Annotated in this window: 21 protein-coding genes and 2 tRNA genes; 8 read left to right on the top strand and 15 right to left on the bottom strand. The window is 67.0% G+C overall.

The window, feature by feature from the left end; all coding sequences use genetic code 11:
- Positions 1 to 39 precede the first annotated feature (39 nt).
- The 3 genes from trxB to G447_RS0104800 are packed head-to-tail and all read left to right on the top strand — an operon-like array spanning position 40 to position 2,105.
- Complete coding sequence (trxB, locus tag G447_RS0104805; RefSeq protein ID WP_026430246.1) at positions 40 to 1,065, top strand: thioredoxin-disulfide reductase; 1,026 nt, start codon at positions 40 to 42, stop codon at positions 1,063 to 1,065.
- Entirely contained in the window at positions 1,062 to 1,442 is a 381-nt protein-coding gene (locus G447_RS11995) for a YchJ family protein (protein ID WP_081697862.1), read from the top strand. Before trxB ends, G447_RS11995 begins: the two co-directional genes overlap by 4 nt.
- Before the next feature lie 21 nt (positions 1,443 to 1,463).
- Positions 1,464 to 2,105: a phosphatase PAP2 family protein gene (locus tag G447_RS0104800; RefSeq protein ID WP_026430245.1), complete on the top strand. Its 642-nt coding sequence runs from the start codon at positions 1,464 to 1,466 to the stop codon at positions 2,103 to 2,105.
- A gap of 168 nt (positions 2,106 to 2,273) precedes the next feature.
- Here the strand turns inward: G447_RS0104800 and G447_RS0104795 are convergent, their stop codons facing one another.
- From G447_RS0104795 to G447_RS0104775, 5 genes are all read right to left on the bottom strand, one after another.
- A complete protein-coding gene (locus G447_RS0104795; RefSeq protein WP_026430244.1) occupies positions 2,274 to 3,170 on the bottom strand; it encodes an SDR family oxidoreductase in 897 nt (298 codons plus the stop codon).
- 226 nt (positions 3,171 to 3,396) lie between these two features.
- A complete protein-coding gene (locus tag G447_RS11990) occupies positions 3,397 to 3,774 on the bottom strand; it encodes an ArsR/SmtB family transcription factor (RefSeq protein WP_081697861.1) in 378 nt (125 codons plus the stop codon).
- A 1,767-nt stretch (positions 3,775 to 5,541) separates the two neighbouring features.
- Positions 5,542 to 5,617: transfer RNA gene (locus G447_RS0104785), tRNA-Ala, on the bottom strand.
- A gap of 9 nt (positions 5,618 to 5,626) precedes the next feature.
- Complete coding sequence (locus G447_RS12590) at positions 5,627 to 5,761, bottom strand: DLW-39 family protein (RefSeq protein ID WP_243442306.1); 135 nt, start codon at positions 5,759 to 5,761, stop codon at positions 5,627 to 5,629.
- Positions 5,762 to 5,793: 32 nt separating this feature from the next.
- Positions 5,794 to 5,870: transfer RNA gene (locus G447_RS0104775), tRNA-Ile, on the bottom strand.
- A gap of 200 nt (positions 5,871 to 6,070) precedes the next feature.
- Here G447_RS0104775 and G447_RS11095 point away from each other — a divergent pair.
- A complete protein-coding gene (locus G447_RS11095; RefSeq protein WP_051226252.1) occupies positions 6,071 to 7,129 on the top strand; it encodes an Mbeg1-like protein in 1,059 nt (352 codons plus the stop codon).
- Positions 7,130 to 7,134: 5 nt separating this feature from the next.
- Positions 7,135 to 8,034: an Mbeg1-like protein gene (locus tag G447_RS0104765; protein ID WP_026430243.1), complete on the top strand. Its 900-nt coding sequence runs from the start codon at positions 7,135 to 7,137 to the stop codon at positions 8,032 to 8,034.
- On the opposite strand, the gene G447_RS0104760 is transcribed toward G447_RS0104765, so the two are convergent.
- From G447_RS0104760 to dnaA, 10 genes are all read right to left on the bottom strand, one after another.
- Positions 8,021 to 8,419, bottom strand: coding sequence for a DUF3566 domain-containing protein (locus G447_RS0104760; RefSeq protein WP_005872904.1), 399 nt, complete (start codon positions 8,417 to 8,419; stop codon positions 8,021 to 8,023). The two genes, G447_RS0104765 and G447_RS0104760, sit on opposite strands and share 14 nt — an antisense overlap.
- Before the next feature lie 113 nt (positions 8,420 to 8,532).
- Positions 8,533 to 11,085 carry a DNA gyrase subunit A gene (gyrA, locus tag G447_RS0104755; protein ID WP_026430242.1) on the bottom strand — a complete coding sequence of 851 codons (2,553 nt, stop codon included), beginning with the start codon at positions 11,083 to 11,085 and terminating at the stop codon, positions 8,533 to 8,535.
- 66 nt (positions 11,086 to 11,151) lie between these two features.
- The gene (gyrB, locus tag G447_RS0104750; RefSeq protein WP_131295695.1) at positions 11,152 to 13,194 is read right to left on the bottom strand and encodes a DNA topoisomerase (ATP-hydrolyzing) subunit B; all 2,043 of its coding nucleotides are present in this window, start codon (positions 13,192 to 13,194) and stop codon (positions 11,152 to 11,154) included.
- A 211-nt stretch (positions 13,195 to 13,405) separates the two neighbouring features.
- The gene (locus G447_RS0104745) at positions 13,406 to 14,299 is read right to left on the bottom strand and encodes a DUF5067 domain-containing protein (protein WP_131295689.1); all 894 of its coding nucleotides are present in this window, start codon (positions 14,297 to 14,299) and stop codon (positions 13,406 to 13,408) included.
- Between the two features lie 164 nt (positions 14,300 to 14,463).
- The gene (locus G447_RS11980) at positions 14,464 to 15,084 is read right to left on the bottom strand and encodes a DUF5067 domain-containing protein (protein ID WP_131295687.1); all 621 of its coding nucleotides are present in this window, start codon (positions 15,082 to 15,084) and stop codon (positions 14,464 to 14,466) included.
- Positions 15,085 to 15,500: 416 nt separating this feature from the next.
- On the bottom strand, positions 15,501 to 16,358 hold the full coding sequence (locus G447_RS0104735; RefSeq protein WP_243442305.1) for a DUF5067 domain-containing protein: 858 nt from the start codon (positions 16,356 to 16,358) through the stop codon (positions 15,501 to 15,503).
- 273 nt (positions 16,359 to 16,631) lie between these two features.
- Entirely contained in the window at positions 16,632 to 17,354 is a 723-nt protein-coding gene (locus tag G447_RS0104730; protein ID WP_026430237.1) for a DciA family protein, read from the bottom strand.
- Entirely contained in the window at positions 17,347 to 18,534 is a 1,188-nt protein-coding gene (gene recF / locus G447_RS0104725) for a DNA replication/repair protein RecF (RefSeq protein WP_026430236.1), read from the bottom strand. Before recF ends, G447_RS0104730 begins: the two co-directional genes overlap by 8 nt.
- Before the next feature lie 7 nt (positions 18,535 to 18,541).
- A complete protein-coding gene (gene dnaN, locus G447_RS0104720) occupies positions 18,542 to 19,678 on the bottom strand; it encodes a DNA polymerase III subunit beta (protein WP_005872853.1) in 1,137 nt (378 codons plus the stop codon).
- 516 nt (positions 19,679 to 20,194) lie between these two features.
- Positions 20,195 to 21,652 (bottom strand): chromosomal replication initiator protein DnaA, encoded by a 1,458-nt coding sequence (gene dnaA / locus G447_RS0104715; protein ID WP_026430235.1) that lies wholly within the window; start codon positions 21,650 to 21,652, stop codon positions 20,195 to 20,197.
- A gap of 447 nt (positions 21,653 to 22,099) precedes the next feature.
- On the opposite strand from dnaA, the gene rpmH reads away from it, so the two are divergent.
- From rpmH to yidD, 3 genes are read left to right on the top strand one after another with little or no spacing between them, the layout of a single operon-like run.
- Positions 22,100 to 22,240 carry a 50S ribosomal protein L34 gene (gene rpmH / locus G447_RS0104710; protein WP_005872826.1) on the top strand — a complete coding sequence of 47 codons (141 nt, stop codon included), beginning with the start codon at positions 22,100 to 22,102 and terminating at the stop codon, positions 22,238 to 22,240.
- Positions 22,241 to 22,249: 9 nt separating this feature from the next.
- Positions 22,250 to 22,612 (top strand): ribonuclease P protein component, encoded by a 363-nt coding sequence (gene rnpA, locus G447_RS0104705; protein ID WP_026430234.1) that lies wholly within the window; start codon positions 22,250 to 22,252, stop codon positions 22,610 to 22,612.
- The gene (yidD, locus tag G447_RS0104700) at positions 22,609 to 22,956 is read left to right on the top strand and encodes a membrane protein insertion efficiency factor YidD (RefSeq protein WP_026430233.1); all 348 of its coding nucleotides are present in this window, start codon (positions 22,609 to 22,611) and stop codon (positions 22,954 to 22,956) included. The genes rnpA and yidD overlap by 4 nt, the downstream gene beginning before the upstream one ends.
- Positions 22,957 to 22,991: the final 35 nt, after the last annotated feature.

The following is a 22,991-nucleotide window of genomic DNA, read 5'->3' as shown; positions in this document are numbered from 1 at the left end:
AGGCCCACCCGGGCGCAGACGTCTCACGATTGGATCCCCATGTCCTTCCCTGTCCTCACCGGTCTTGTCCACGCCGAAGTGAAGGCGCCCGAAGGGGCGGCCACCGCCCCCCTCCCCGATTCCGCGGTGCCCGAGGGCGCCACCGTCCACGAGGTGGTCGTCGTCGGCTCGGGCCCCGCCGGCTACACGGCAGCGATCTACACGGCGCGCGCCGGACTGGCGCCCGTCGTCCTGGCGGGGGCACTGGCCACCGGCGGCGCCCTCATGAACACCACGGAGGTCGAGAACTACCCGGGCTTCCCCACGGGCATCCAGGGCCCCGACCTCATGGAGGGCATGCGCGCGCAGGCCGAGCGCTTCGGCGCCGACATCCGCTACGAGGACGCCGTGTCCGTGAGCCTGGCGGGCGACGTGAAGGTCGTGGCCACCGACGACGAAGTCCTCTACGCGAGGGCTGTGATCCTGGCGACGGGTTCGGAGTACCGCCACATGGGCGTTCCCGGCGAGGACAGGCTCTCCGGCCACGGGGTCTCCTACTGTGCCACCTGCGACGGCTTCTTCTTCAAGGACAAGAGGCTCGCGGTCGTCGGCGGCGGCGACTCGGCGATGGAGGAGGCCCTCTTCCTGACGAACTTCGCCTCGGAAGTGGTCGTCGTCCACAGGCGCGACCAGTTGCGCGCCTCGAAGGTCATGGCCCAGCGGGCCTTCGACAACCCGAAGATCTCCTTCGCGTGGAACTCGACGGTCTCCGAGGTCCTGGGCGACGACTCGGTGACCGGCCTGCGCTTGGCCTCCACGGCCGACTCCAGCGAGTCCGTCCTGGACGTGGACGGCGTCTTCGTCGCCATCGGGCATCTGCCGCGCACCGGTTTCCTGGCCGGCCAGGTGGCGCTGGATCCGGCCGGGTACATCGTGGTGGACGAGCCGTCGACCCGCACGGACGTACCCGGTGTCTTCGCCTGCGGCGACGCGGTGGACCACACCTACCGCCAAGCGATCACCGCGGCGGGTTCGGGCTGCCGGGCCGCCCTGGACGCCGAGCGGTGGCTGGCGGAGCGGGCGTGAGGCCCTGCCCGTGCGGGTCGGGCAGCGCGTTCAACCGCTGCTGCGGCCCGTACTTGGGCGGCGCGCCCGCGCCAACGGCCCAGGCCCTCATGCGCTCGCGCTACACGGCGTTCGCCCTGGGCGACGAGGACCACCTGTTCCGCACGTGGCACCCTCGCACGCGCCCGCGGCCGCCCTACTGGGCGCCGGGCACCTCGTGGACCGGTTTGAGGGTCGTCGCCGTCGAAGGAGGCGGGCAGACCGACGACAAGGGAATTGTGACATTCGAAGCATCTTGGCGTGATGAGGCGACGGGCAGGACGGGAGTGCAGCGGGAAAGTTCACGTTTTGAACGACGCCGCGGTCTGTGGGTGTACGTCTCAGGCACGGACCACTGAGACTCCACTAGGCTGGTGACCATGTTCCTTCGCCGTTTGTTCTCCGCTCCGGTCATCATCGGGGCCATCCTGGTCGTACTGGTCGGCATCGCCGGTGGGTTCATCACGAACCCCACACCCATCGACTCGTCCGTGCTGACCGGCTTCATCGATTCCCGTTCCGCGGGCGTCACCACCCTCATGAACAGCGTCGGCGTCGTCTTCGACCCGAACGCCATCGCTGTCATGGCCGTCGTCGCGGGCCTCATCGTGTGGCGCGCAGTCAAGAAGATCCTCCACGGCATCTTCGTGATGGGCTCTGTGGCGCTGTCCGCGGTCAACGCCCACATCATCAAAGCCCTCGACGGGCGCCCCCGCCCCCCGGAGATCACGCGCCTGGCGGCTGAGACGTCACCTTCGTTCCCCTCCGGCCACACCACGGCCATCACGGCGTTCCTGGCCGCACTGGTACTGGTCCTCACAATGACGCGCTGGGGTCGGCGCCTGCGCCACCTGCTGTGGATCGCGGCTCTGGCGTTCATCGTGTTCATCGCTGTCTCCCGCCTGTACCTGGGCGTCCACTGGCTGACGGACGTGCTGGGCGGATTCGGCATCGGCTTGGGCTCCACGATGATCCTGGCGCCCTTCCTATTGGGTCCCAACGTCCTCAGGCGCGCCTTCTAGGATCCACCCACCCACCGCGCGGATGGTCGGGGGCAGCTGCATTCCGCCGACGCCGGGGCAGTGCCGTCGACCGGATGGCGCACAACACGACGAGGCCGGGGCCGCCCCCGGCCTCGTGCTGTGCCCGCGCCCTAGCCGGAGCTCAGGGCGCAATACGTCCGCGTGAGCCTACCCGCGCCCCTCGGCCACGTCCCGCACGCTCAGGGGAGGGCGGCCTGTGAGGTCCTCGACCACTGTGGACACGACGTCCATCTGGCCCGCGGCAATCGAGGTGTAGGTGGAGACCCACGCGTCGTACTGCCACTGCTCAGCGGGCCATTTCCTGCGGGAGGCGTAGGCCTCGTCGACGGTCTCGCGCTCGTAACGGATCGGCCGGCCCAGGGCGCCGGTGAGGATCCGGGCGATCTCGTTGAGCGTGAGCGAGCTCGGCCCCGTGACGTTCAGCATCCGGCCAGCGTGGCGTCCAGGATCGCGCAGCACAGCCGCGGCGACCCGGCCCGCGTCGCTGCGCGCCACCGCGCCGACTCGCCCATCCCCGGCGGGTCCACAGATCACCCCCTCCTCGTCGGGCAGGTCCACGAAGAAGTCGATGTAGAAATTGTCCCGCAGGAAGGTGTAGGCCATCCCAGAGGCTTTGATGTGCTCCTCCGTGTGGAAGTGCGTGCGCCCCAGGGTGAACACGCAGTCGGGCGCCGCGTTCATGAAGGACAGGTAGACGACGTGGCGCACCCCCGCCTCGGCCGCCGCGTCGACGAAGGCCTTGTGGCGCGCAAGGCGGTCGGCGGATTCGGGGGCGGAGACCATGAAGAGCGTGGTCACGCCCGCAAGGGCGGCGCGGGAGGCGCTGGTGTTCTCATAGGAGCATTGGACGGCGACAGCACCAGGCAGCTGTGGGGCGCGTGAGGGCGTGTTGGCCAGCAGGCGCATGGGGATTCCTGCTTCCGCGAGCACGCGCGCGACAGTGCCGCCGACGTTCCCGGAGGCCCCTGTGATCCCCAGGGGCGGCAGTCCGCGGGCGTCAGCGGAGCGGGCGGGGTCGTGTGTGTTCTGCGCGGTGGTGCTCATCTTCCGATTTTCGCACAGGCTACTAGTGGTCAGATTCCACCGCGCCGTCAGAGCCGTCCCGCCAACCGTCCACAAAATTTCTCCACAACTGTGGACACGCCTGTGGATAGCCGGGAGCGTTCGTCCCGCAAGTGCGCCGATTCGCAGGCGCATCCACAGTGGGGAGCCGAAAACGGAGTCTTCGACCCACAGGTCAGTCGAATGTGCGCAACGGCTCCCGCACTCCTCAATCCCCGCCGGGGACCACGGAGTCCCTGCGCGCAATACTGGCCAGAAGCCCCTGGTAGTCGCGCTCGAACTCCGGGCGCAGGGTCAGCACGCGCTGGTTCCCCACCGGCGTGCTCACGACTATCCCCGCTTCCCGCAGCACTTTGCAGTGGTGGGAAACAGTCGAGGAGGACAGTCCGTGGTCGATCTGCCCGCACCCCAGTTCACCCTCGAGGGCGATGCGCCGCACGATCCTCAGTCGCAAAGGGTCTGAAAGCGCACCGAAGACGCGCGCGAGCGCGGCCTCTCGCGTATCGGCGCGACCCGATTCGTCGGCGCCCTGGCGCAGCACCGACGACGAGGCGTCGACAAAGGAAACTCCGGAACCGCTTCTCATCGTGATTCCGGGGGAATATCAAGTGGCCCTCAACGAGTTTTGCGCGCAAATAGTTCAGGCTGCTACGGTTCTTGGTCGCCATGGACCGAGAGTCCGATGAGAAACCCATATTTACAGTATCGTGTAAATCAACGCAGAATACAAGAAAGCAATACTACATACACCAACCAATTCAGAACAAGACGACGTGTGCCGCCTGTATTCCGCAGGAACGCTAGTGTCGGCAATCTTCTCACAGTTTTCAGTATTCTATGGGTAGCTCCTCATCGGATCTACTGTTCGCGCGGAGTCGGTCTTCGCCACCTGGGGGATGGCAATGAGTTGGGTGAATGCTTCTTGTGGGGATGGGATAGTCGAAGGTGGCGGGGGCGGTTGCCCGGTTCGTCGCTGTTCGCGCCCAGGTAGGGTTGATGGCCGATGAGGGCGTCACACCAAGGCCGCGTCCTACCAGCCCGCCGGTCACAGCCCGGTCCCACGTACTCAAAAGCCTACGACAACCTACACCCGACCCCTCTCGACCAGAAAACCGACTCACACCCTATGGCACCACATTGTACTTTTCATGGCACCCAGTTTACTGTAATATCCTACGGTTTCGTTTGGCGCGAACATAACACACTAGCCATGTCGCCGCTAGTCCCAACACCAACAATAGCGATAGATACACCAAGACGAATTTTGTCTTAGTCAGTAAGGAAGTGCTTGTTACCAGCAATGAATCTATAGAGCCAGAAGGCTGAATTAGCATGAAGGTGAAGGACACATTTTCCAACCAGTCACACACAGCACCTAAAACAGGAAGGAATATTACCCATCGAGCACAATTCCATCGATCATTTATAGTGCGCTGTAGAAAGAACGCCAAAGCGTAGGCATAGTATACAGCATATATCGCCACATAAACAGTATCAATGGGCAAAAAAATGTACAGATAGGCGCTTTTACCAGCATCACCTAGCGCCAAGAGGTTATCGTGAATATAGGTTCCATCATTACCAAAATTTAGATCAAATATTCCCGCACCACCAGAAACTGACGACACGTAACGAGCCGCGAATCGCATCGCTGTCATACCAAGAACAAAAAGCACCAGCAATCCAACGACTGATCGAAACCTCGTCGTCCGCGTACAAAGAACAGTGTGCATATTATAATTGTAGCATATCTCCAATCGACTTAAGATTGCTATACGGAGACTAGTCTGATTCTTCGTATTTGTGATGGAGGCGGTGTGCGAGATCGTCGGTTTCGAGGAGGCCTCGGAGTCAGTAGAGGGTTTGGTTACGGAATCTGAGGGCGGTGCCCCTAAGGTGTTCCAAACACCCACCCATGGCCTCGGTAAAGCCATTGGAGGTGTGGGGGTGACGGATAGTGGGCGAGGATGTCCGCCGCCCGTCTTGTCGGGGTGCGGCCCAGGGAGTGCATCTCGACCAACTCCTGGGGCATGCTCGTCTGTGTCAGTGCAGGGGTGAGTTTGAGCAGAGCGGCCCCGGTGGGGTGTACGCGGCGCGCGCCGTACAGAGGGCGTGTTCAGTTGTCTGTGTTTTCCCTTGATTTGAAAGGATCGATACGTGATGACTGTTGATGTGATGGCTCGTGTTGACGGGCGGCTCTGGTACTCGCCAACAGGCGCACTCATCCACGCCGCCACGGCCAGCACCCCCGCCGCCACCGCGCCCGGCCCCACACACGCGAGAACTCCCCCGGCGAACACCGAGGGAGCCCAGAATCATATTCACTTCGACCCAGTTTCGTGCAAGACCCTGGTGGTGGAGCTAACGGGACTCGAACCCGTAACCCCCTGCTTGCAAAGCAGGTGCGCTACCAATTGCGCCATAGCCCCTCGGAAGGCTCAGCCCTCCACGGCATCCGTGACGGATGTCCACAATTCGGCGTTGTCGGAGAGGTCGTGGACGATCTGGCGCACCACCAGGCCAACCGCGATTGCGGACCCAACGGCGACTAGGCACGTGGCCCACTTCCTCATGGCGACCTCCCCGGCTCGTGCTCACCTGTGGATGGTGGGCCTAGGTGGGCTCGAACCACCGACCTCAGTCTTATCAGGACTGCGCTCTAACCTACTGAGCTATAGGCCCATCCGCGCCCTTGAGGGCACTCGGATATGGTACACAGCGGCCGCCCCAGCCAACAAATCCGCCTAGGTGACGTCCAACACTAGGGTGTGTCGTCCATCAGGTGGGGCGGGGAACGGCCCGGTCGTGGGCCACCGGCGGTCTCGACCTCCCGCAGCCGTCCTGGGGCCCCTACGATTGACACAGGACGCGGAAGGGGGAGCATGGGCACCATCATTGACGACGCGCGCACGCACTTGGCGCGCCTCGACGCGGAGCCGCTGCGCGAGGTCGACTCCCTGATCCTGTCGGCCGCCGCCTACTTCGACCTGTCCCCCGTATCGGGAGTCCGCGCCCGGCGCCCGGGCGTGCGCATCGGGGACCTGGCGCACGCGGAGAACTACGATCAGTGCTTCACCCACGTCCTCAAGCCCCACGACGGGTACCAGCTGCTCACGGCGATGGCTGCGAACCCCCGGTTCCGCGACGTGCGGGTCTTCTCCTACGCGACGGAGACCAGTATCGACGAGCAGAAGCAGTTCTGCGCCGTGTCCTTCGCCCTCGGGCCCCACCTCACCTACGTGGCTTTCCGGGGGACGGACGCGAGCCTGGTCGGGTGGAAGGAGAACTTCAATATGTCCTTCCAGTACCCCGTGCCCGCCCAGAGGCGCGCCGCCGCCTACCTCGACCACGTCGCCGCCCACAGGCGCGGGCAGATCATCGTCGGCGGCCATTCGAAGGGCGGGAACCTGGCGGAGTACGCCGCTGCGCACGCCCGGGCGCCGGTCCGCGCGCGCCTCGGCGCCGTGTACAACCACGACGGCCCGGGTTTTCCCGACGGCGCCCTGGACGAGTTCGCCCCCGTCCGCCACATCTTCCACAAGACCGTCCCGCAATCGGCCCTGGTGGGGCTCCTCATGTCCTCGCCCCGCCGGGCGCGCGTCATCCGCGCGACCACGAACGGGATCCTGGCGCACTACCCGTACATGTGGCGGGTCGAGGACGGCGATTTCGTGGACTCCCCGCTCAACAAGGACGCCCGCGGATTCGACAGGCGGCTCACGCGCTGGTTGGCCGCCCATCCGCGCGAAGAGGCGGAGCTGCTCATCGAGGCCCTCTACGGGGTCGCCATCAGCTCGTCGACGACGACCGTGCCCGAGATGGTCGCGGCCTTCGCCGCCGACTTGCCGTTCTTCGCACGCTCCTTCACGTCCATGGGCCGCGAGGCGCATGCCGTGCTGCGCAGGGCGATCCTCGATTTGATTCCCTTCCCCGGCAGGTAGGCGCTATGGGCAACGTCATCGATCACGCGCGCAGGGCGGACACGGACCCGTCCGCTCCGCCGAGTCCAGCCGATGCCCTGGCCCTGTGCTGCCTGGCGCAATGCGATTTCGGTGCGCTCGGGGCCGTGCGCGGGGCCGACGGGATGCAGGTGGCCGACCTGGGCGCACTGGCCCAGTCCCGTTTCCTCTACCGCCATTCCCTGCACCCGCGCCTCGATCGGCGCATGCTGGTCGCCGCGGCGTCGTCGCCCCGTTTCGCGCCCCTCACCTGCGCCCACGCCGTGGACCGGTGGAGCGCGCGCCCGCTGAGCCAGTTCTCAGCGCTCACGCTGTGGACTCCCGGGGGTGCCGGATCGCTCACGATGGTGGTATTCCGCGGCACGGATAGGTCGTGGCAGGGCTGGGCCGAGGACGCCGTCATGGGCTTGTCATTCCCGTTGCCGGGCCACAGGGCGGCGGCCCGGTACTTGGCGTTCGTGGCAGAGCGCCACTCGGGGCCGTTGTTCGTCATGGGGCATTCGAAGGGCGGGAACCTGGCGGAGTACGCGCTGGCGAGCCTGCTGCGCGCCCGCCCCCGCGACGCGGAACGGGTCCGCCTGTTCTCCTTGGACGCCCCTGGCTTCCCCGCCCCTCTCGTCCGAGCGGGGTTCTTCGAGGCGAACGCGGCGCCCGCCTCGCGGGTGCGCATTCCGGGATCGTGGGTGTCGGTCTTGCTCGACCAGCCCGGCCCCGCGCGCTTCGTCCGTTCGGGCCTGCCCGGTCCGATGGGCCACGACCCCTACACGTGGGTGGTGGAGGACGGCGATTTCGTTCCCGCGCCCGCTCCGGGTCCCGTCCCGCGGGCAGTCGGCGCCGCCGTCGACCGCGCGCTGAGGGTGCGTCCCATTCGGATCACTCGTCCATAAGGGACACTTTGATGCCGCCGACCAGGGAGGCGACCACGTTGTAGAGCATGGCCCCCAGCGTCGAGATCGCGGTCATGAGGATCACGTTGATGACTCCGACGATGGTGGCGTAGGCGATGGTGCGGGGCAGGCGCACGTACTCGAGGAGTTCCGTGAACTTGCCGGCACCGATCTCCTGCAGGAAGGACTCCAAGGTGGAGAACACGTGCATTGCGTCGAGCATGAACCACAGGACGATGGTGGCGATGACGATGGCGATGCCGAAGGCGACCGACAGCAGGAATGAAACCTTCATGACGGTCCACGCATCGATGCGTGCGATCGCCAGGTCGACGCGGCGGGGCGCGTCGACCTGGTTCGATGTGGGTGCGTGCTGGTCGCTCATGGGTTTCCTTCCAGGTGCGGGTACCTAATGGCTATCGTACCGGTCCCTCCGTTGCGCGGGGCCCGGTCGTTCCTTCCCTGGGACGGGGCGCGGCCCCGGTCCCAGGGGCGCGTTCACTGCTCGGAGGCGGGCTGGTCGTCGGCGGGCGCGTCCGCGTCGTCCTGGTCCTCGGCGCCGACGGTGGAGTCGGAGTTGCGGGTGATCGCGATAATGCGGTCGTCAGCATCGGGGCGGGCGAAGATCACACCCATTGTGTTGCGGGCGGTGGGTCGCACGTCCGAGGCGTTGACCTGCACGAGCTTCCCAGACTCCGTGATGACCATCACGTCTTCGTCGGGTTTGACGACGAGGGCGCCGACCAGGCCGCCGCGCTCGTCGGAGAGCTTGCCGACCCGCACACCCATAGTGCCCCGGGACTTCGTGGGGTATTCGGCGACGGGCGTGCGCTTGGCGTACCCGGACTCTGTGACGATGAGCAAGTCAGTGCCCTCTTCGGGCACCTCCATCGACAGCAGCTCGTCGTCGCCGCGGAACTTCATGCCGCGCACCCCGGAGGTGGAACGGCCCATGGGGCGCAGCTGCTCGTCGGTGGCGGCGAAGCGCACCGCCTGCCCGTCACGGGAGACCAAGACGAGGTCCTGGTCGGCCATGATGGTCTGGGCCGACACCAGTTCGTCGGGGTTGCCCGCCTCGTCCTCGCGCAGGTTGATGGCGATAATGCCGCCCGAGCGCGGAGAGTTGTACAGGGCCAGCGGGCTCTTCTTGACCAGTCCGGACTTGGTGGCCAGCACCAGGTAGTCCGCGTCCTCGTAGGTGCGGATCGCCAAGACCTGCGCGATGCGCTCGTCGGGCTGGAAAGCCAGCAGGTTCGCCACGTGCTGGCCCTTCGCGTCGCGGCCCCCTTCAGGGATCTCGTAGGCCTTGGCGCGGTAGACGCGTCCCAGATTGGTGAAGAACAGCAGCCAGTGGTGGGTGGTGGTGACGAAGAAGTGCTCCACCACGTCGCCGCCGCGCAGCTGGGTGCCGCGCACCCCCTTGCCGCCTCGTTTCTGGGAACGGTAGTTGTCGGTGCGGGTGCGCTTGGCGAAGCCGTCGCGGGTGATGGTGACGACCACGTCCTCTTCGGGGATCAGGTCCTCCATCGACATCTCGCCGTCGAAGGGCAGGATCGTCGTGCGGCGCTCGTCGCCGAACTTGTCGACGATCTCGGACAGCTCCTCCGAGATGATCGCCCGCTGGCGCTCGGGCTTGTCCAGGATGTCACGCAGATCGTCCACGCGCGCTTTGAGCTGGGCGTGCTCGTCGAGGATCTTCTGGCGCTCCAGGGCGGCCAGGCGCCTCAGCTGCAGCGCCAGGATGGCATCGGCCTGGACGGCGTCGACGTCGAGCAAGTCGATGAGCCCGGCCCGCGCCTCGTCGACAGTGGGGGAGCGGCGGATCAGGGCGATGACCTCGTCGAGGGCGTCGAGGGCCTTGAGGTAGCCCTCCAGGATGTGCAGGCGCTCCATGGCCTTGCGCAGGCGGAAACGGGTGCGCCGCACGATCACGTCGATCTGGTGGGTGATCCAGTGGCGGATGAACCCGTCGATGGACAGGGTGCGCGGAACCCCGTCGACCAGGGCCAGCATGTTCGCGGAGAAGTTCTCCTGCAGGGGCGTGCGCTTGTACAGGTTGTTGAGGACGACCTTGGCGACGGCGTCGCGCTTGAGGACGATGACCAGGCGCTGGCCGGTGCGCCCGGAAGTCTCGTCGCGGATGTCGGCGATCCCCTGGATCTGGCCGTCGCGCACCAACTGCGCGATCTTGTCGGCCAGGTTGTCGGGGTTGACCTGGTAGGGGAGCTCGGTGACCACCAGGCACTGGCGGCCCTGGATCTCCTCGACGCCGACGACGGCGCGCTGGGTGATGGAGCCGCGTCCCGTGCGGTAGGCGTCCTCGATGCCCTTGTGCCCCAGGATGGTGGCGCCGGTGGGGAAGTCGGGACCGGGGATGAGTTTGAGGAGCGCCTCGAGCAGTTCCTCGCGGGAGGCACCGGGGTGGTCGAGGGCCCATTGGACGCCGCGGGCCAGTTCGCGCAGATTGTGCGGGGGGATGCGCGTGGCCATGCCGACCGCGATGCCCTCGGAGCCGTTGGCCAGCAGGTTGGGGAAGCGGGCGGGCAGGATGGTGGGCTCCTGGTTGCGCCCGTCGTAGTTGTCCTGGAAATCGACGCACTCCTCGTCGATGTCCCGCACCATCTCCATGGCCAGGGGCGCCATCTTGCACTCCGTGTAACGGGGGGCAGCGGGCCCCAGGTTGCCCGGGGTTCCGAAGTTGCCCTGCCCGGCCACCAGGGGGTAGCGCAGGGACCAGGGCTGCACGAGGCGGGCCAGGGCGTCGTAGATCGCCGCGTCCCCGTGCGGGTGGTAGTTGCCCATGACCTCGCCGACGACGCGGGAGGACTTGGAGAAGGACGAGGTGGGGCGGTAGCCGCCGTCGTACATGGCGTACAGGACGCGCCTGTGGACGGGTTTGAGGCCGTCGCGCACGTCGGGCAGGGCCCGCCCGACGATGACGCTCATCGCGTAGTCCAAGTAGGAGCGCTGCATCTCCTTCTGAAGGTCGACCTGGCGGACGCGCTCGGTGTCCGAGATGTGCCGCGCGTCGGTGGTTCGCTCGTCGCTCACGTTGTTCCTTCGTTCGTTCTGCGGCCGCGCGGGCAGCGCCCGGTGCGCGGAACCGCTGGTGATGGGTCAGATGTCGAGGAAGCGCACGTCTGTGGCGTTGCGCTGGATGAAGGTGCGGCGCCTGTCGACATCGTCACCCATGAGGATGGTGAAGGTCTCGTCGGCGTCCGCGGCCTCGTCCAGGGTGACCTGTTTGAGGATCCGGTGCTCGGGGTCCATCGTCGTTTCCCACAGTTCGTGGTCGTTCATCTCGCCGAGGCCCTTGTAGCGCTGGATGCCGCCCTCCTTCGGGAGGCGCTTGTTCGCGGCCGCCCCGACCGCCAGCAGCTCGTCGCGCTCCTTGTCGGAGTACGCGAACTCGTGGTCCGAGTTAGTCCATTTGAGGCGGTAGAGCGGCGGCATGGCGATGAATGTGTGCCCGCCCTCGATGAGGGGACGCATGTAGCGGAAGAGCAGGGTGAGCAGCAGGGTCGCGATGTGCTGGCCGTCGACGTCGGCGTCGGCCATGATGACGATCTTGCCGTAGCGTAGCTTCTCGATGTCGAATTCCTCACCGATGCCGGTCCCGAAGGCCGTGATGAGGGAGCGGATCGTGTCCGAGGACAGGGCGCGGTCCAGGCGCGCCTTCTCCACGTTGAGGATTTTGCCGCGGATCGGCAGAATGGCCTGGCGCTCGGGGTCGCGCCCGCCCACGGCCGAGCCGCCGGCGGAGTCGCCCTCGACGATGAAGATCTCGCACTCGGAGGGTGTGCGGGACGAGCAGTCGCGCAACTTGCCGGGCATGGAGGCGGACTCGAGGACCCCCTTTCGCCTGGTGGCCTCCCGGGCCTTGCGGGCGGCGACGCGGGCGGCCTGCGCGGCCTGCCCCTTGGCGATGATGGCCTTGGCGTCGGCGGGGTGGGCGTCGAACCAGTCGGTGAGCTTGGAGTAGACCTGCTGCGCCACGAAGGTGCGCGCCTCCGTGTTGCCCAGTTTCGTCTTCGTCTGGCCCTCGAACTGGGGTTCGGTGAGTTTGATGGAGATGACGGCGGTCAAGCCCTCGCGCACGTCGTCGCCGGTGAGGTTGTCGTCCTTGTCGCGGATGATGCCCTTGTCGCGGCCGTAGCGGTTGACCAGGGAGGTCAGGGCCGTGCGGAAGCCCTCCTCGTGCATACCGCCCTCGGTGGTGTTGATGGTGTTGGCGAAGGTGTGCACCGAGGAGGAGTAGGCGCTGGTCCACTGCATGGCGATCTCGACGCTCATGGTGCCCTCGTCGTTCTCGGCCTCGAAGTCGATGATCTCGTTGTTGATCGTGTCGGTCTTCTTCGCCGAATCCAGGTACTCGACGTAGTCGCGCAGGCCGTGCTCGTAGCAGTAGGTGACGCTCAGGCGCCCCCCGGCCTCCTGCGGGTCCTCGTCGGGGGCGCCCGCGATCTCGTCGCCCTCCTCGATGGCGTTCTCGCGTTCGTCCGTGAGCGTGATGCGCAGACCCTTGTTGAGGAAGGCCATCTGCTGGAAGCGCTGGCGCAGGGTCTCGAAGTCGAACTCGACGGTCTCGAAGATGGAGGGGTCGGGGTAGAAGACCTGGGTCGTCCCCGTCTCAGTGGTCTCCTCGCCGCGTTCCAGCGGGGTGACGGGCGTGCCGCCGTTGGCGAAGGACATCCGCCACACGTGGCCCTGGCGGCGGATCTCGGTGTCGACCCGGGTGGACAGGGCGTTGACGACGGAGATGCCGACGCCGTGGAGGCCGCCGGAGACCGCGTAGCCGCCGCCTCCGAACTTCCCGCCGGCGTGGAGGATCGTCATGACGACTTCGACTGTGGGCCTGTGCTCGGTGGGGTGCTCGTCGACGGGGATGCCTCGACCGTTATCGACCACTTTGATACCGCCGTCGGCCTGGATGGTGACCTCGATGTGGTCGGCGTACCCGGCCAGCGCCTCGTCGACGGAGTTGTCGACGACCTCGTACACCAGGTGGTGCAGGCCCCGCTCCCCTGTGGACCCGATGTACATGCCCGGGCGCTTGCGGACGGCTTCGAGTCCTTCGAGAACGGTGATGTCCGAGGCGCCGTAGGTCGCGGCGCCGTCGGTCTTGTTGTCGATGTCAGCCACGTGGCTCCCCTCGCGCATGGACCGGATCACTGAGATCCGATGTTTAACCTTGCAGATTCTATCAAAAGTGCCTGTGCGCCCGGGAAACGACACCCTCAGGGGTTACTCCATAAAATATTGATATTTCAACGTTTTCGGCCCTGTGACGAATCATATGCGGCAGCACCGGATCACGAGGCGGCCGGCTCCCGGCCCGCCGCCGTTGCGCACAGCGGGCCGGAGGGCGCGTTCACGGGAAACTGAGGACCCACTCGGGCAGGCCGGAGGTGGAACCGTTGGAGTCGCGCACCCGGACGGTCAGGTCCGTGCGGTTGGAGACCTCGTAGGCGACCGTCCATGTCTGCGTCCCGCCGGGTTGGATCTCGCCGAAGATCCCGTTGGGGTCGAAGCCCTCGGGCTCCCCGCCCTTGGGGTAGTCCGTCAGCGAGCGGTCGGCGCCGTTCTGGGTGACCTCCGGGTGCAGATCCGTTTTGAGCAGGGGCCCGTCGGAGTTGTTCGTCGCCGTTAAGGTGAAGACCACGGTGCCGCGGCCGTTGACGTCCTCGGGCCCTTCGCGCACGTCGTCGACTGCGATGTGCGCCTTCGCGACGGGCAGGTCCGCCTCCATGGGGTCGTCGTCCTGGGACGCGCTGGTGGAGGAGTACCCGGGCACTGGATCGTTGGAGGGGGAAGCGACCAGGGCGACCCTGTAGATCGCGAAGGCGACCAGACCGATCAGGACGACGGCGATGAGGATCCCCGCGATCGTGCCCGCCGCCTTCGTCGTCGGCGACGTGTTCTGCGGGGCGCCCGCCATTCGGACGGCTGGGAAGGTCGGAGCGTTCACCGCGGGCATCGCGCCGTACCCCGTTCCATCCTGGGACGCGGCGGTCGGGTAGGGCGTTGCCTGGTACCCGGAGGGGGCGAAGGCCCCGGGTTGCGGGAAGTGGCCGCCGCCGCTGGCTCCGCCGCCGTCAGCCGACGAGGCAGGGGACGCCTGCGCCGACCCGGGCTGGGCACTGCCGGGCACCGGGGACCCCTGGGGAGGGGTCCCGCTCAGAGCGCCGTAGGGATCCTGTGGGTTCGTCTGCCCTGAGGGCAATGGATCCAGGTTGGGGCTGCCCCCTGGCGGCGTGTACGACACTGCGTGCTCCTTGATTCATCCCGCCCCCGGCTCGAGGGCTCCTACGGGCGGATCCTATCGCACAGTGTTCCTTGGGAGCCTCCGGTCGGGTGGCGCCCCGCGAACGCCAGCAGGGCCCGGGCAGTGCGAGCACTGCCCGGGCTCCTCGCTGCGGATGGGCCCCGTTACGAGGGCTGCCAGTAGTACTTCGGGTAATCCGTGGCCATGTCGGTCACGTCATAGGGTTCGATCTCAACTTGTGAGGAATCGACCAGCGTGTACGCGAAGGAAACCGTGATCTCCTGACCGGGTTGAACGATCGCGAACCACTTGCTGGGATCGACCTGGTCGGGCTTCTTGCCGGACGGGTAGTCCGAGTGCTCGAGCAACGCCTTGCGCTGGGTGACGAACATGGAGTAATTGCTGACGTTGATCGACTCGGACGAGTTGTTCGTCAGCTTCTGCACGACGATGATGGTTTTCTTCCCCTGCGCGTCGTCCGGCCCAGGAAGAATACTGAACTCGGACACGACCTTGCCTCCAGCCATTGAGGTGGTTCCCAAGTCCGTTGCCCCGGTGTTCGCCGACGGGGCCTTGCTACCCCCGCCAGCCGACGGGGAAGGGCCGCCTGCGCCAGGCGCGGGGGTGGTGGGCGACGGAGCGGGGTCGGCGCCAGCTGGCGGAGCAGTCGCGCCCGCGGTCGGGGTGGTCGTTGCCGACTGCCCGCCTGTAACCAGTTTGTAGATGCCGAAACCGCCGAGGGCGACGACCAGAACACCCACCACTGCGGCGATGGCGATCCACATGCTTTTGTTGCCGCCGCTGCCCGGAGCCCCTCCCGGAGCCCCTGGAGCGGGCGGCTGCATCTGGTAACCGCCCTGCGCGGGGCCCATCGCACCGTATCCCGTGGGGGCGAAGCCCCCCGGCGGGGGCGGAACTTGCGAGCCTGTGGAGTCTGAGGACCCGCCAGCCCAGGGCGCTCCGCCCCCTGCGGGCTGCCCGGGAAAGCCCTGGGGCGCGGGAGCCTGGGGCTGCAGTGGGGCTTGGGCACTACCCGGTTTGGGCGCCCCTTGCGCCGATTCCCCTTGAGGCTTGACGCCCATCGTCCCATAAGGATCGGTGGGCCCCCAAGAGCCGGATCCCCCTTCCGGGGGCGGTGCGTACGACATGGTTTCTCCTTGTGCTCGTTGCCGGGCCGATCTTGTCCGCGCGGGCCCTGCGGTTACTTCGAAAGTTTCAGTGTCCAGGGGCCCGCCGTACTCCCATCCGCGCTGATCAACTGGATGGTAATCTCATCAGTCGTCTGCGGCAGCGTGTACGCCAGCTTCCACGTGACACTCTTCCCGGGTTGAACGGTTTGCTCATCGCCTTCCTTGAAACCCACCCCATTGGGCTCACTGCCCACGGGGAAGACCGCTGGCAAGAGAACGTTCTCGTCTTTCGCCTCCCGACCTGAGAACGCTAGCGGGATTGCGGCGACTACGGGCTGGGCCGAACTGGTGTTGTTCGTCGTTGTCAGAGTCACGACCACAGTGTCCTGTCCGCTGTTGTCCTTCGGTCCGCGCTCAGCGCCGTCGACCGACATTTTCACACCGGACGCATCCAGGGTCATATTGCCCGGTTGCCCCTGGGAGGCGGAGCCCCCATTCGAGCTCCCGCCGCCCGACGAGGTCGGTGCGGCGCTGGGCGAACCGCCGCCAGCACTGGGAACGCCGGGGCTGGCAGGCGCGGACTCGGTCGGCGCGGATCCGGCCGTCGGATCGGAGGAACCGCGGAATCCGAACCAGTAGACAGCGAATCCCACACCCGCGACGACCAGCACGGCGACGATTGCGCCGATGATGATCGCCGTCGTGTTCTTCTTGGGCGCAGGGGAGCCACCGGGGCCCCCATACCCCGGTCCGGGCTGCCCGTAGGGGGCGCCCTGGCCGTAATCCGGTGCCCCGTACCCGCCCTGCTGGGCGGTGGGGGCGTAGCCGTTCTGCTGAGCACCCGGACTCGACTGAGGCGGGTACCCGCCCTGCTGCGGGGAGCCCGGGGCCCCGCCGCCCTGGTACGGGGCGGAAGTTGGGGGAAGCACCGAGGTAGGCTGATCGGAGTAGGGCAGGGGGGATGCGCCAGGGGCGCCCTGTTGTGAAGCGCCCGGGTTCTGGTTCGCGGACCAGGGATCCTGCGACGGGCCCAACGGGGTGGGGCCACCGGCAGAAGGTGGGACTGTGGACATGGAGCTCTCCTCATGTTCGACTGGCGCGCCGTGTGGTGACCGCACCTGTTGAGTGCGATAATACCGCACCGATCCACAGCAAAATAACACTTACCAATAAACTGTTAGTTTTGCGGGCATATGCGCCCCTCACCCGTAGGTGTCGCGCGGTCCCCTCCCTTTGACCGACAGGGGGCCCTTGCGCCACGAGGGGGCCACCGGCCCGCGGATGACGACCTGCTGGACCACCCCCGCTCCCACTTCCTCGGCGATGCGCCGCTCGATCATGGGCAGGTACAGGTGGAGGTTCTTGGCCCAGGCGGTCGACGAGCACCGCACAATGAGTTTGTGCCCCTCGAAGGTTTCGATCGTGGCGTGCGCGGCGATGTCGTCTCCGACAATGGCGGGCCACAACGCCATGATCGACCCCATGCGGGTGGGGGTGTCCCACTGGTTGCGCCGGATCATACGGTTCAGGACGCTCCCCAGGCTGGAGGCCCGTCGGTACTGGGTGCGCATCGGGGCCATCCCCGGGTTCTTGCGCCATTGGTCGGGGCGGGTGGCCAGCGCTGCGCGCAGGGCGCCGAGGTCCCCCTCCGGATCCGCCTCAGCATCCGGCGCGGCGCCCGCGCGCCCGTAGGCCTCGGCCCTCATCCGCGCGCGGCGCGCGCTCGAGTCCGCACCCTCGACCGCGCCCGCGCCGTCGACTTCGATGGCCGCGTACTCGGAACTGCCGTCGGCCGTGCGCGCAGGGCGCTCCTCGTCGATGCCCCACGTGGGCATGGTTGAGCGGATGTACCCCCTCGCGCGCGCCACTTTCTGCGCCCGCTCCAGGGCGCGGGCGGCGAATTCCTCGTCGGCGCCCTCAGACATCGGCGGTGCTCCCCTCCGCGGAATCCATGCGGATGCGGATGGTCCGATGGTCCAGTCCGGCGGGAATGTCCTCCTCGACGGCGCATGTGATGATGGCTTGTTCGGCGCGCGAGGCCATGGCGGCCAGTCCCTCGCGGCGCGCAGAATCGAGCTCGGCGAAGACGTCGTCGAGGATCAGCACCGGCGTGTCCCCATCCTCGCTGAGCAGGTCGAAAGCACCCAGGCGCAGGGCGAGGGCCACCGACCAGCTCTCGCCGTGCGAGGCGTAGCCCTTGACTGGCATCCCGCCCAGGACCAGGGAGAGCTCGTCGCGGTGCGCGCCGACCAGGTTGACGCCTCGAGTGACCTCCTTGTCGCGGTGCGCGGCCAGCGCCGCCAGGGTGCGCCTCTCCTGCGCTGGCGCGTCGCACGGGTCCGCGCTGGCGGGGTCTTCCGGGTCGGTGCCGATCGCGCGGTCCACTGATGCCTCGAAGAACAGGGCGAGGCGGCGGGGCGAGTCCGCGACTTCGTCGTATGCCCGCGAGGCGGGACCGGCCAGGGAAGCGACCGCCTGCGCCCTGGCGGCGCTGAGGCGGGCTGACAGGTGGGCGAACTGCTGGTCCCACACGTCCAGAGTGGACAAGTCGGGCACTCCGCCCCGCCGGGCGGTCGCCTGCGCGGACTTCATGAGCGCGGCCCTCTGGCGGGCCACCCGCTCGAAATCCGCTTTGACGCCCGCCATGACGGGGCTGCGCTGGATGACCAGGTCGTCCATGAACGCGCGGCGGGCGGCGGGGTCCCCTCGCACGAGCGCGAGGTCCTCCGGCGCGAAGACCACGGTCTTGACCAGGCCGAGTATCTCGCGGGGCCGCACCTGCGTGCGGTTGATGCGGGCGCGGTTGGCCTTGCCGCGCACGATCTCGAGTTCGACGACCTGCTCGCGCCCTTCCGCCTGCACCAGCCGCACGCGGATCACGGCTCCTCCTGGAGCGGTCGAGGTCGGATCCTCGGGGATCCGCACCAGGGCCGACTCGGCCCCGACGCGGTGGGAGGAGAAGGTGGACAGGTAGGCGATCGCTTCGACGAGGTTCGTCTTCCCCTGGCCGTTGGCCCCCACCAGTACCGTTGCCCCGGGCGAGAACTCGACGAGCCCGCGCCTCCACGAGCGGAAGTCGTCGAGCGCCAGGTGGGAGACGCGCACGGCGGGGTCAGATGCCGAAGCGGATCGGCATCAGGAGGTAGCGGAACTGCGTGACCTCGCCCTCGTCGGGCTTCTTCTGCCCTGTGATGACGGCGGGCTTCGTGGCGTGGGTGAAACCGAAGCGCACGTAGTCGGTGTCGAGCACGGACAGTCCCTCGATGAGGAACTGCGGATTGAAGGCGGTGGAGATGTCGTCTCCGTGCAGGGTCGCCTCGATGGCCTCCGAGGCCTGGGCGTTCTCGCCCTGGCCGGCCTCGAGCACCAGTTGCCCTTCGCTGAAGGCCAGGCGGACGGAGGTGTTGCGCTCGGCGACCAGGGACATGCGTTTGACCGCTTCGAGCAGGGCGTGCCGGTCGCACACGGCTTGGATGGGCGTCGTCTCGGGGAAGAGGCGGCGTACCGCGGGGTAGTCGCCGTCCATGAGCGTTGAGGTGGTGTGGCGGCCCGAGGCGGAGAAGCCGATGAGGGAGGAGGCGCCCGGCTGGGACTGGCCCGACAGGCCGACCTCGACCTTCGTCCCCGAAGTCATGGATTTCGCGACGTCCTGGAGGATGCGGGCCTTGATGACGGTGACCTCCTCGATGGAGGTGTCGGTGGGCTGCCAGTCGAGCTCTCGCATTGCCAGCCTGTAGCGGTCAGTCGCCAGGAATGTGATGGTCGAGCCCGTCAGTTCGGTGCACACGCCTGCGAGTAGGGGCAGGGTGTCGTCGCGGGAGGCCGCGATGCTGACCTGGGCGACCGCCTGGGCGAGGGGCTGTGGGTCGATGTAGCCGATGGCGGCGGGCTGCGTGGGCAGCAGCGGGTACTCGTCGAGCGGCATGACCGCCAATGTGAAGTGGGAGGATCCGCAGACCAGGTTGACCTTCTGCCCCTCGAGTTCGACGGTGACGGGTTTGGAGGGCAAGGATTTGGAGATGTCGGCCAGAAGGCGGCCGGAGACTAGTACTTCGCCCGCCTCGTCGACGGTGGCCGGGATCTTCGAGTTCGCGGAGACCTCGTAGTCGAAGGAGGAGAGGGTGAGCTCATCGTCGGCCGCGTGGATCCGCACACCGGCCAGGATCGGGCTGGCGGGTCGGACCGGTAGCGCGCGGGCGGTCCAGGAGACTGCCTCGGCGAGGACGTCTCGTGCGACGGTGAACTTCATGCCAGCCTCCAAACAGGGAATACGATCGCGTCCCTACTTTACCTACAAGTGACTGGTTTCGGCGCATCGGCTACGGCCGTTCGACGATTCGCGCCCGAGCCGTCAGTGCTCCCGGCACGGCACCCGGGGTCTGCCGGTTCTCCTCAGAGTCGGGCCCATGGGCACGGGGCATTGTTGCGCCCAGCCTCTCCCGCAAGCGCGCACGACCGGCCGCAGCCCGAGGGCCGTGCGCTGCGCCGATGGGCACGGGCGCCCATGTGCGGGGGAGTGGATTGATTCCTCGTATATTCTTCCTTCATCACAATAAGCGGTGTTGAAACTGTGGATAACCGGACTTTTGCTTGAGGGGGCGCGGATAATTACAGTGCTGTAATTTCGGGACGAAGATGGGGATGCGCCCGCTCGGGCTGTGGACGGGCACTCCGCCCCTTGCCGCCCTCCACAGATCGGGTGCCGTCGTGCACAGGCGGAACGGGGTGTGTCCACCGCGGGCCCACAGTGCTTGTGGAAACCGGGTTAGGATTCCTTGGCCTTCTGTTTGATGCGGTTGGTCAGCTCCGACACGTGGTTGAAGGTCTCCCTCTTCTCCTTCATGAGGGAGGTGATCTTCTTGTTGGCGTGCATGACCGTCGTGTGGTCGCGGCCGAAGGCCTGGCCGATCTTCGGCAGCGAGAGGTCGGTGAGCTCGCGGCACAGGTACATGGCGATCTGGCGCGCCTCGACCACCGTGTGGGAGCGGTCCGAGGAGGACATCTGTTCGATGGTGATCCCGAAGTAGTGGGCGCACTGGCCCATGATGAGGGGGACGGTGACCTCGTTGTCGGTGGGATCGGAGACGAAGTCCTTGAGCAGCATCTCCGCCAGCGGCAGGTCGATGCGCTCTTTGGACAGGTTCGCGAACGCGATGACGCGCAGCAGTGCCCCCTCGAGTTCGCGGATGTTGGACGAGATCCGCGAGGCGATGTACTCCAGGACGTCGGGGGTGACCTCCAGGGAGTCGGTCGTGGCCTTCTTCTGCAGGATCGCGATGCGGGTCTCCAGGTCCGGGGGCTGGACGTCGACCAGCAGGCCCGAGGCGAAGCGCGAGCGCATGCGGTCCTCGAAGCCGTTGAGCTGGGCGGGGGGGACGTCGGAGGTGAGGACGATCTGCTTGTTGTTCTCGTAGAGGGCGTTGAAGGTGTGGAAGAAGCCCTCGACGGTTTGCTCCTTGTCCCCGATGAACTGGATGTCGTCGATGAGCAGGATGTCGAGTTCGCGGTAGCGCCTGTGGAACGCCTCGACCTGCGAGTTGTCCGTCTTGTTGAGGCGGATCGCGTTGATGAACTCGTTCGTGAACTCCTCGGAGTTGACGTAGCGCACCTTGAGGTGGGGGAACAGTGACAGCGCGTAGTGCCCGATGGCGTGGAGGAGGTGGGTTTTGCCCAGGCCCGAGTCGCCGTAGATGAACAGGGGGTTGAAGGAGGTGCCGGGCGTCTCGGACACGGCGAGCGCGGCGGCGTGGGCGAAGCGGTTCGAGGGGCCGATGACGAAGGTCTCGAAGGTGTACTTGGGATTGAGGTGGGTGAGCCCCCCGTTCTGCGCCGAGGAGACCAGAGCGGGACCGGTCTCGGGCGGGGCCGCTGGCCGTGCGAGTGGGGAGGCAGAAGCGGCGGCGGGGGCCAGGGGGGAGGTGGCGGGGGGCTCGGGCTCAGGTCGGGGTTCCTCCGTGACGACGCTGATCGAGGGGTCGACTGTGATGGCGATGCGCACGGTGCGCCCCAGGGAGGCGGTGAGGGCGGCGGTCAGCTGGCTGGAGGCGCGGTCCTCGATCCACGATTTCGTGAAGGCGTTGGGGACGGCCAGCAGGATCGTTCCCTCGATGTCCCCCAGGGGCCGAGCGGATCGGAGCATGGACGTGGCAGCGGGTCCGAGCTCTTTGGTGGGGACTGTCTCGAGTGCCAACGCCCATGCGCTGGTGATGGTGTCGGTCGCCACGCTTTCCTCCAGGGCTTCACGGTTGTGAGTTAGGTCATTAAGGGATGGGATCCTGTGGATGACCTGATGATAGTCGAGTCTATCCTGTCCACACCTGGTTCCACAGGTTGGGGAAAGCTCTGTGGACAACTCCGGCATAATCACATCTGTGTAACTACACGAGGGGGATCGCGCCGCGTCTGGGAAAGGTGCCAGCCGGTCCCTTCTGTGGATAACTCCGCCCTGTCGGCGCTGTGGACGGCGTCTGTCCACAGAGAAATCCACACCTGTGGATGGATTCGGTTCGTCACACAGTGGATAATCGCATTGACTCCGCTCGGACGGGTCCCTAGTCTTGTCATTTGTTTGCGCCCATTTCCGGGTGCGCGTAATCGCCTCCGCGCCAGCGAGGGGCGCGCCCACAGTGAACGGGGGAGTCATCCCCGTTCCCGCCCGAGGAGAACTGCAGTGACCACCAAGCGGACCTTCCAGCCCAACAACCGCCGCCGCTCCAAGACGCACGGCTTCCGCCTGCGCATGTCGACCCGTGCCGGCCGCGCGATCCTGGCGAACCGTCGCCGCAAGGGCCGCGCCAAGCTGTCCGCCTGAGCCACTTCGGTGCTGCCCCGCGCGCACCGCATGGTCGATCCGGCTGACTTCAAATCCGCGATCCGGACAGGGTCGCGAGGCGGGGATCCGCTGGTCGTCGTCCACGCTCGAACCGACGAGGGGGAGGAGAACCGCCTCGTCGGTTTCGTCGTACCCAAGCGGGAAATCAAACGCGCGAACGGGCGCAACAGGGTGAAGCGGCAATTGCGGCACATCATGCGCGAGCGCATCGGATCCCTGCCACCGGGCGCCCGGGTCGTCGTGCGCGCCAACGGCCGCGCCCTCGGCGCGTCCTCAGAGGACCTCGCCCGGCGCCTCGACGGGGCCCTGGCGCGTGCCTGGCGCAAGTGGCGCGGGGGAGGGGAGCGGTGAACCGTGCGACCAGGGCGCTGCGGGCGGCGGCCGTGTTGCCCATCCGCCTCTACCAGCGTTTCGTCTCACCGCTTCTGGGGCCGCGCTGCCGCTACGCGCCCACGTGCTCGGCTTACGCCGTCGAGGCGATGACCGTCCACGGCATCGCCAAGGGGACGGCGCTGGCCCTGTGGAGGCTCGTCAGGTGCAACCCGTGGAGCCTGGGGGGTGTGGACCGCGTCCCGCCCCGGGGGCGCTGGAGGCCGGACCCGTGGGTCCCGCCCGACGACTGGGCGGGCAACGACCCCACCATCGAGCGCCCGCTTCCCATGGGACTGAGTCCGGGGGGCGGGCGGGAACGCTGACCCGCCCCGCATACTTGTCCTCGGCGCACTGCGCC

This window comes from Schaalia georgiae DSM 6843 (genome assembly GCF_000429245.1).
Classification (GTDB): domain Bacteria; phylum Actinomycetota; class Actinomycetes; order Actinomycetales; family Actinomycetaceae; genus Pauljensenia; species Pauljensenia georgiae.
The sequence above is the reverse complement of the archived record's forward strand: the minus strand, read 5'-3'. Positions and strand labels throughout refer to the sequence as shown.

Bases quoted from the DNA above. Each gene is read 5' to 3' on its own strand.
- dnaN (WP_005872853.1), bottom strand. From the start codon at position 19,678: ATGAAGTTCACCGTCGCACGAGACGTCCTCGCCGAGGCAGTCTCCTGG.
- trxB (WP_026430246.1), top strand. From the start codon at position 40: ATGTCCTTCCCTGTCCTCACCGGTCTTGTCCACGCCGAAGTGAAGGCG.
- G447_RS11095 (WP_051226252.1), top strand. From the start codon at position 6,071: ATGGGCACCATCATTGACGACGCGCGCACGCACTTGGCGCGCCTCGAC.
- G447_RS0104800 (WP_026430245.1), top strand. From the start codon at position 1,464: ATGTTCCTTCGCCGTTTGTTCTCCGCTCCGGTCATCATCGGGGCCATC.
- G447_RS11980 (WP_131295687.1), bottom strand. From the start codon at position 15,084: ATGTGGATCGCCATCGCCGCAGTGGTGGGTGTTCTGGTCGTCGCCCTC.
- G447_RS0104760 (WP_005872904.1), bottom strand. From the start codon at position 8,419: ATGAGCGACCAGCACGCACCCACATCGAACCAGGTCGACGCGCCCCGC.
- G447_RS0104730 (WP_026430237.1), bottom strand. From the start codon at position 17,354: ATGTCTGAGGGCGCCGACGAGGAATTCGCCGCCCGCGCCCTGGAGCGG.
- G447_RS0104765 (WP_026430243.1), top strand. From the start codon at position 7,135: ATGGGCAACGTCATCGATCACGCGCGCAGGGCGGACACGGACCCGTCC.
- G447_RS11990 (WP_081697861.1), bottom strand. From the start codon at position 3,774: ATGAGAAGCGGTTCCGGAGTTTCCTTTGTCGACGCCTCGTCGTCGGTG.
- gyrB (WP_131295695.1), bottom strand. From the start codon at position 13,194: ATGCGCGAGGGGAGCCACGTGGCTGACATCGACAACAAGACCGACGGC.
- G447_RS0104795 (WP_026430244.1), bottom strand. From the start codon at position 3,170: ATGAGCACCACCGCGCAGAACACACACGACCCCGCCCGCTCCGCTGAC.
- G447_RS12590 (WP_243442306.1), bottom strand. From the start codon at position 5,761: ATGAGGAAGTGGGCCACGTGCCTAGTCGCCGTTGGGTCCGCAATCGCG.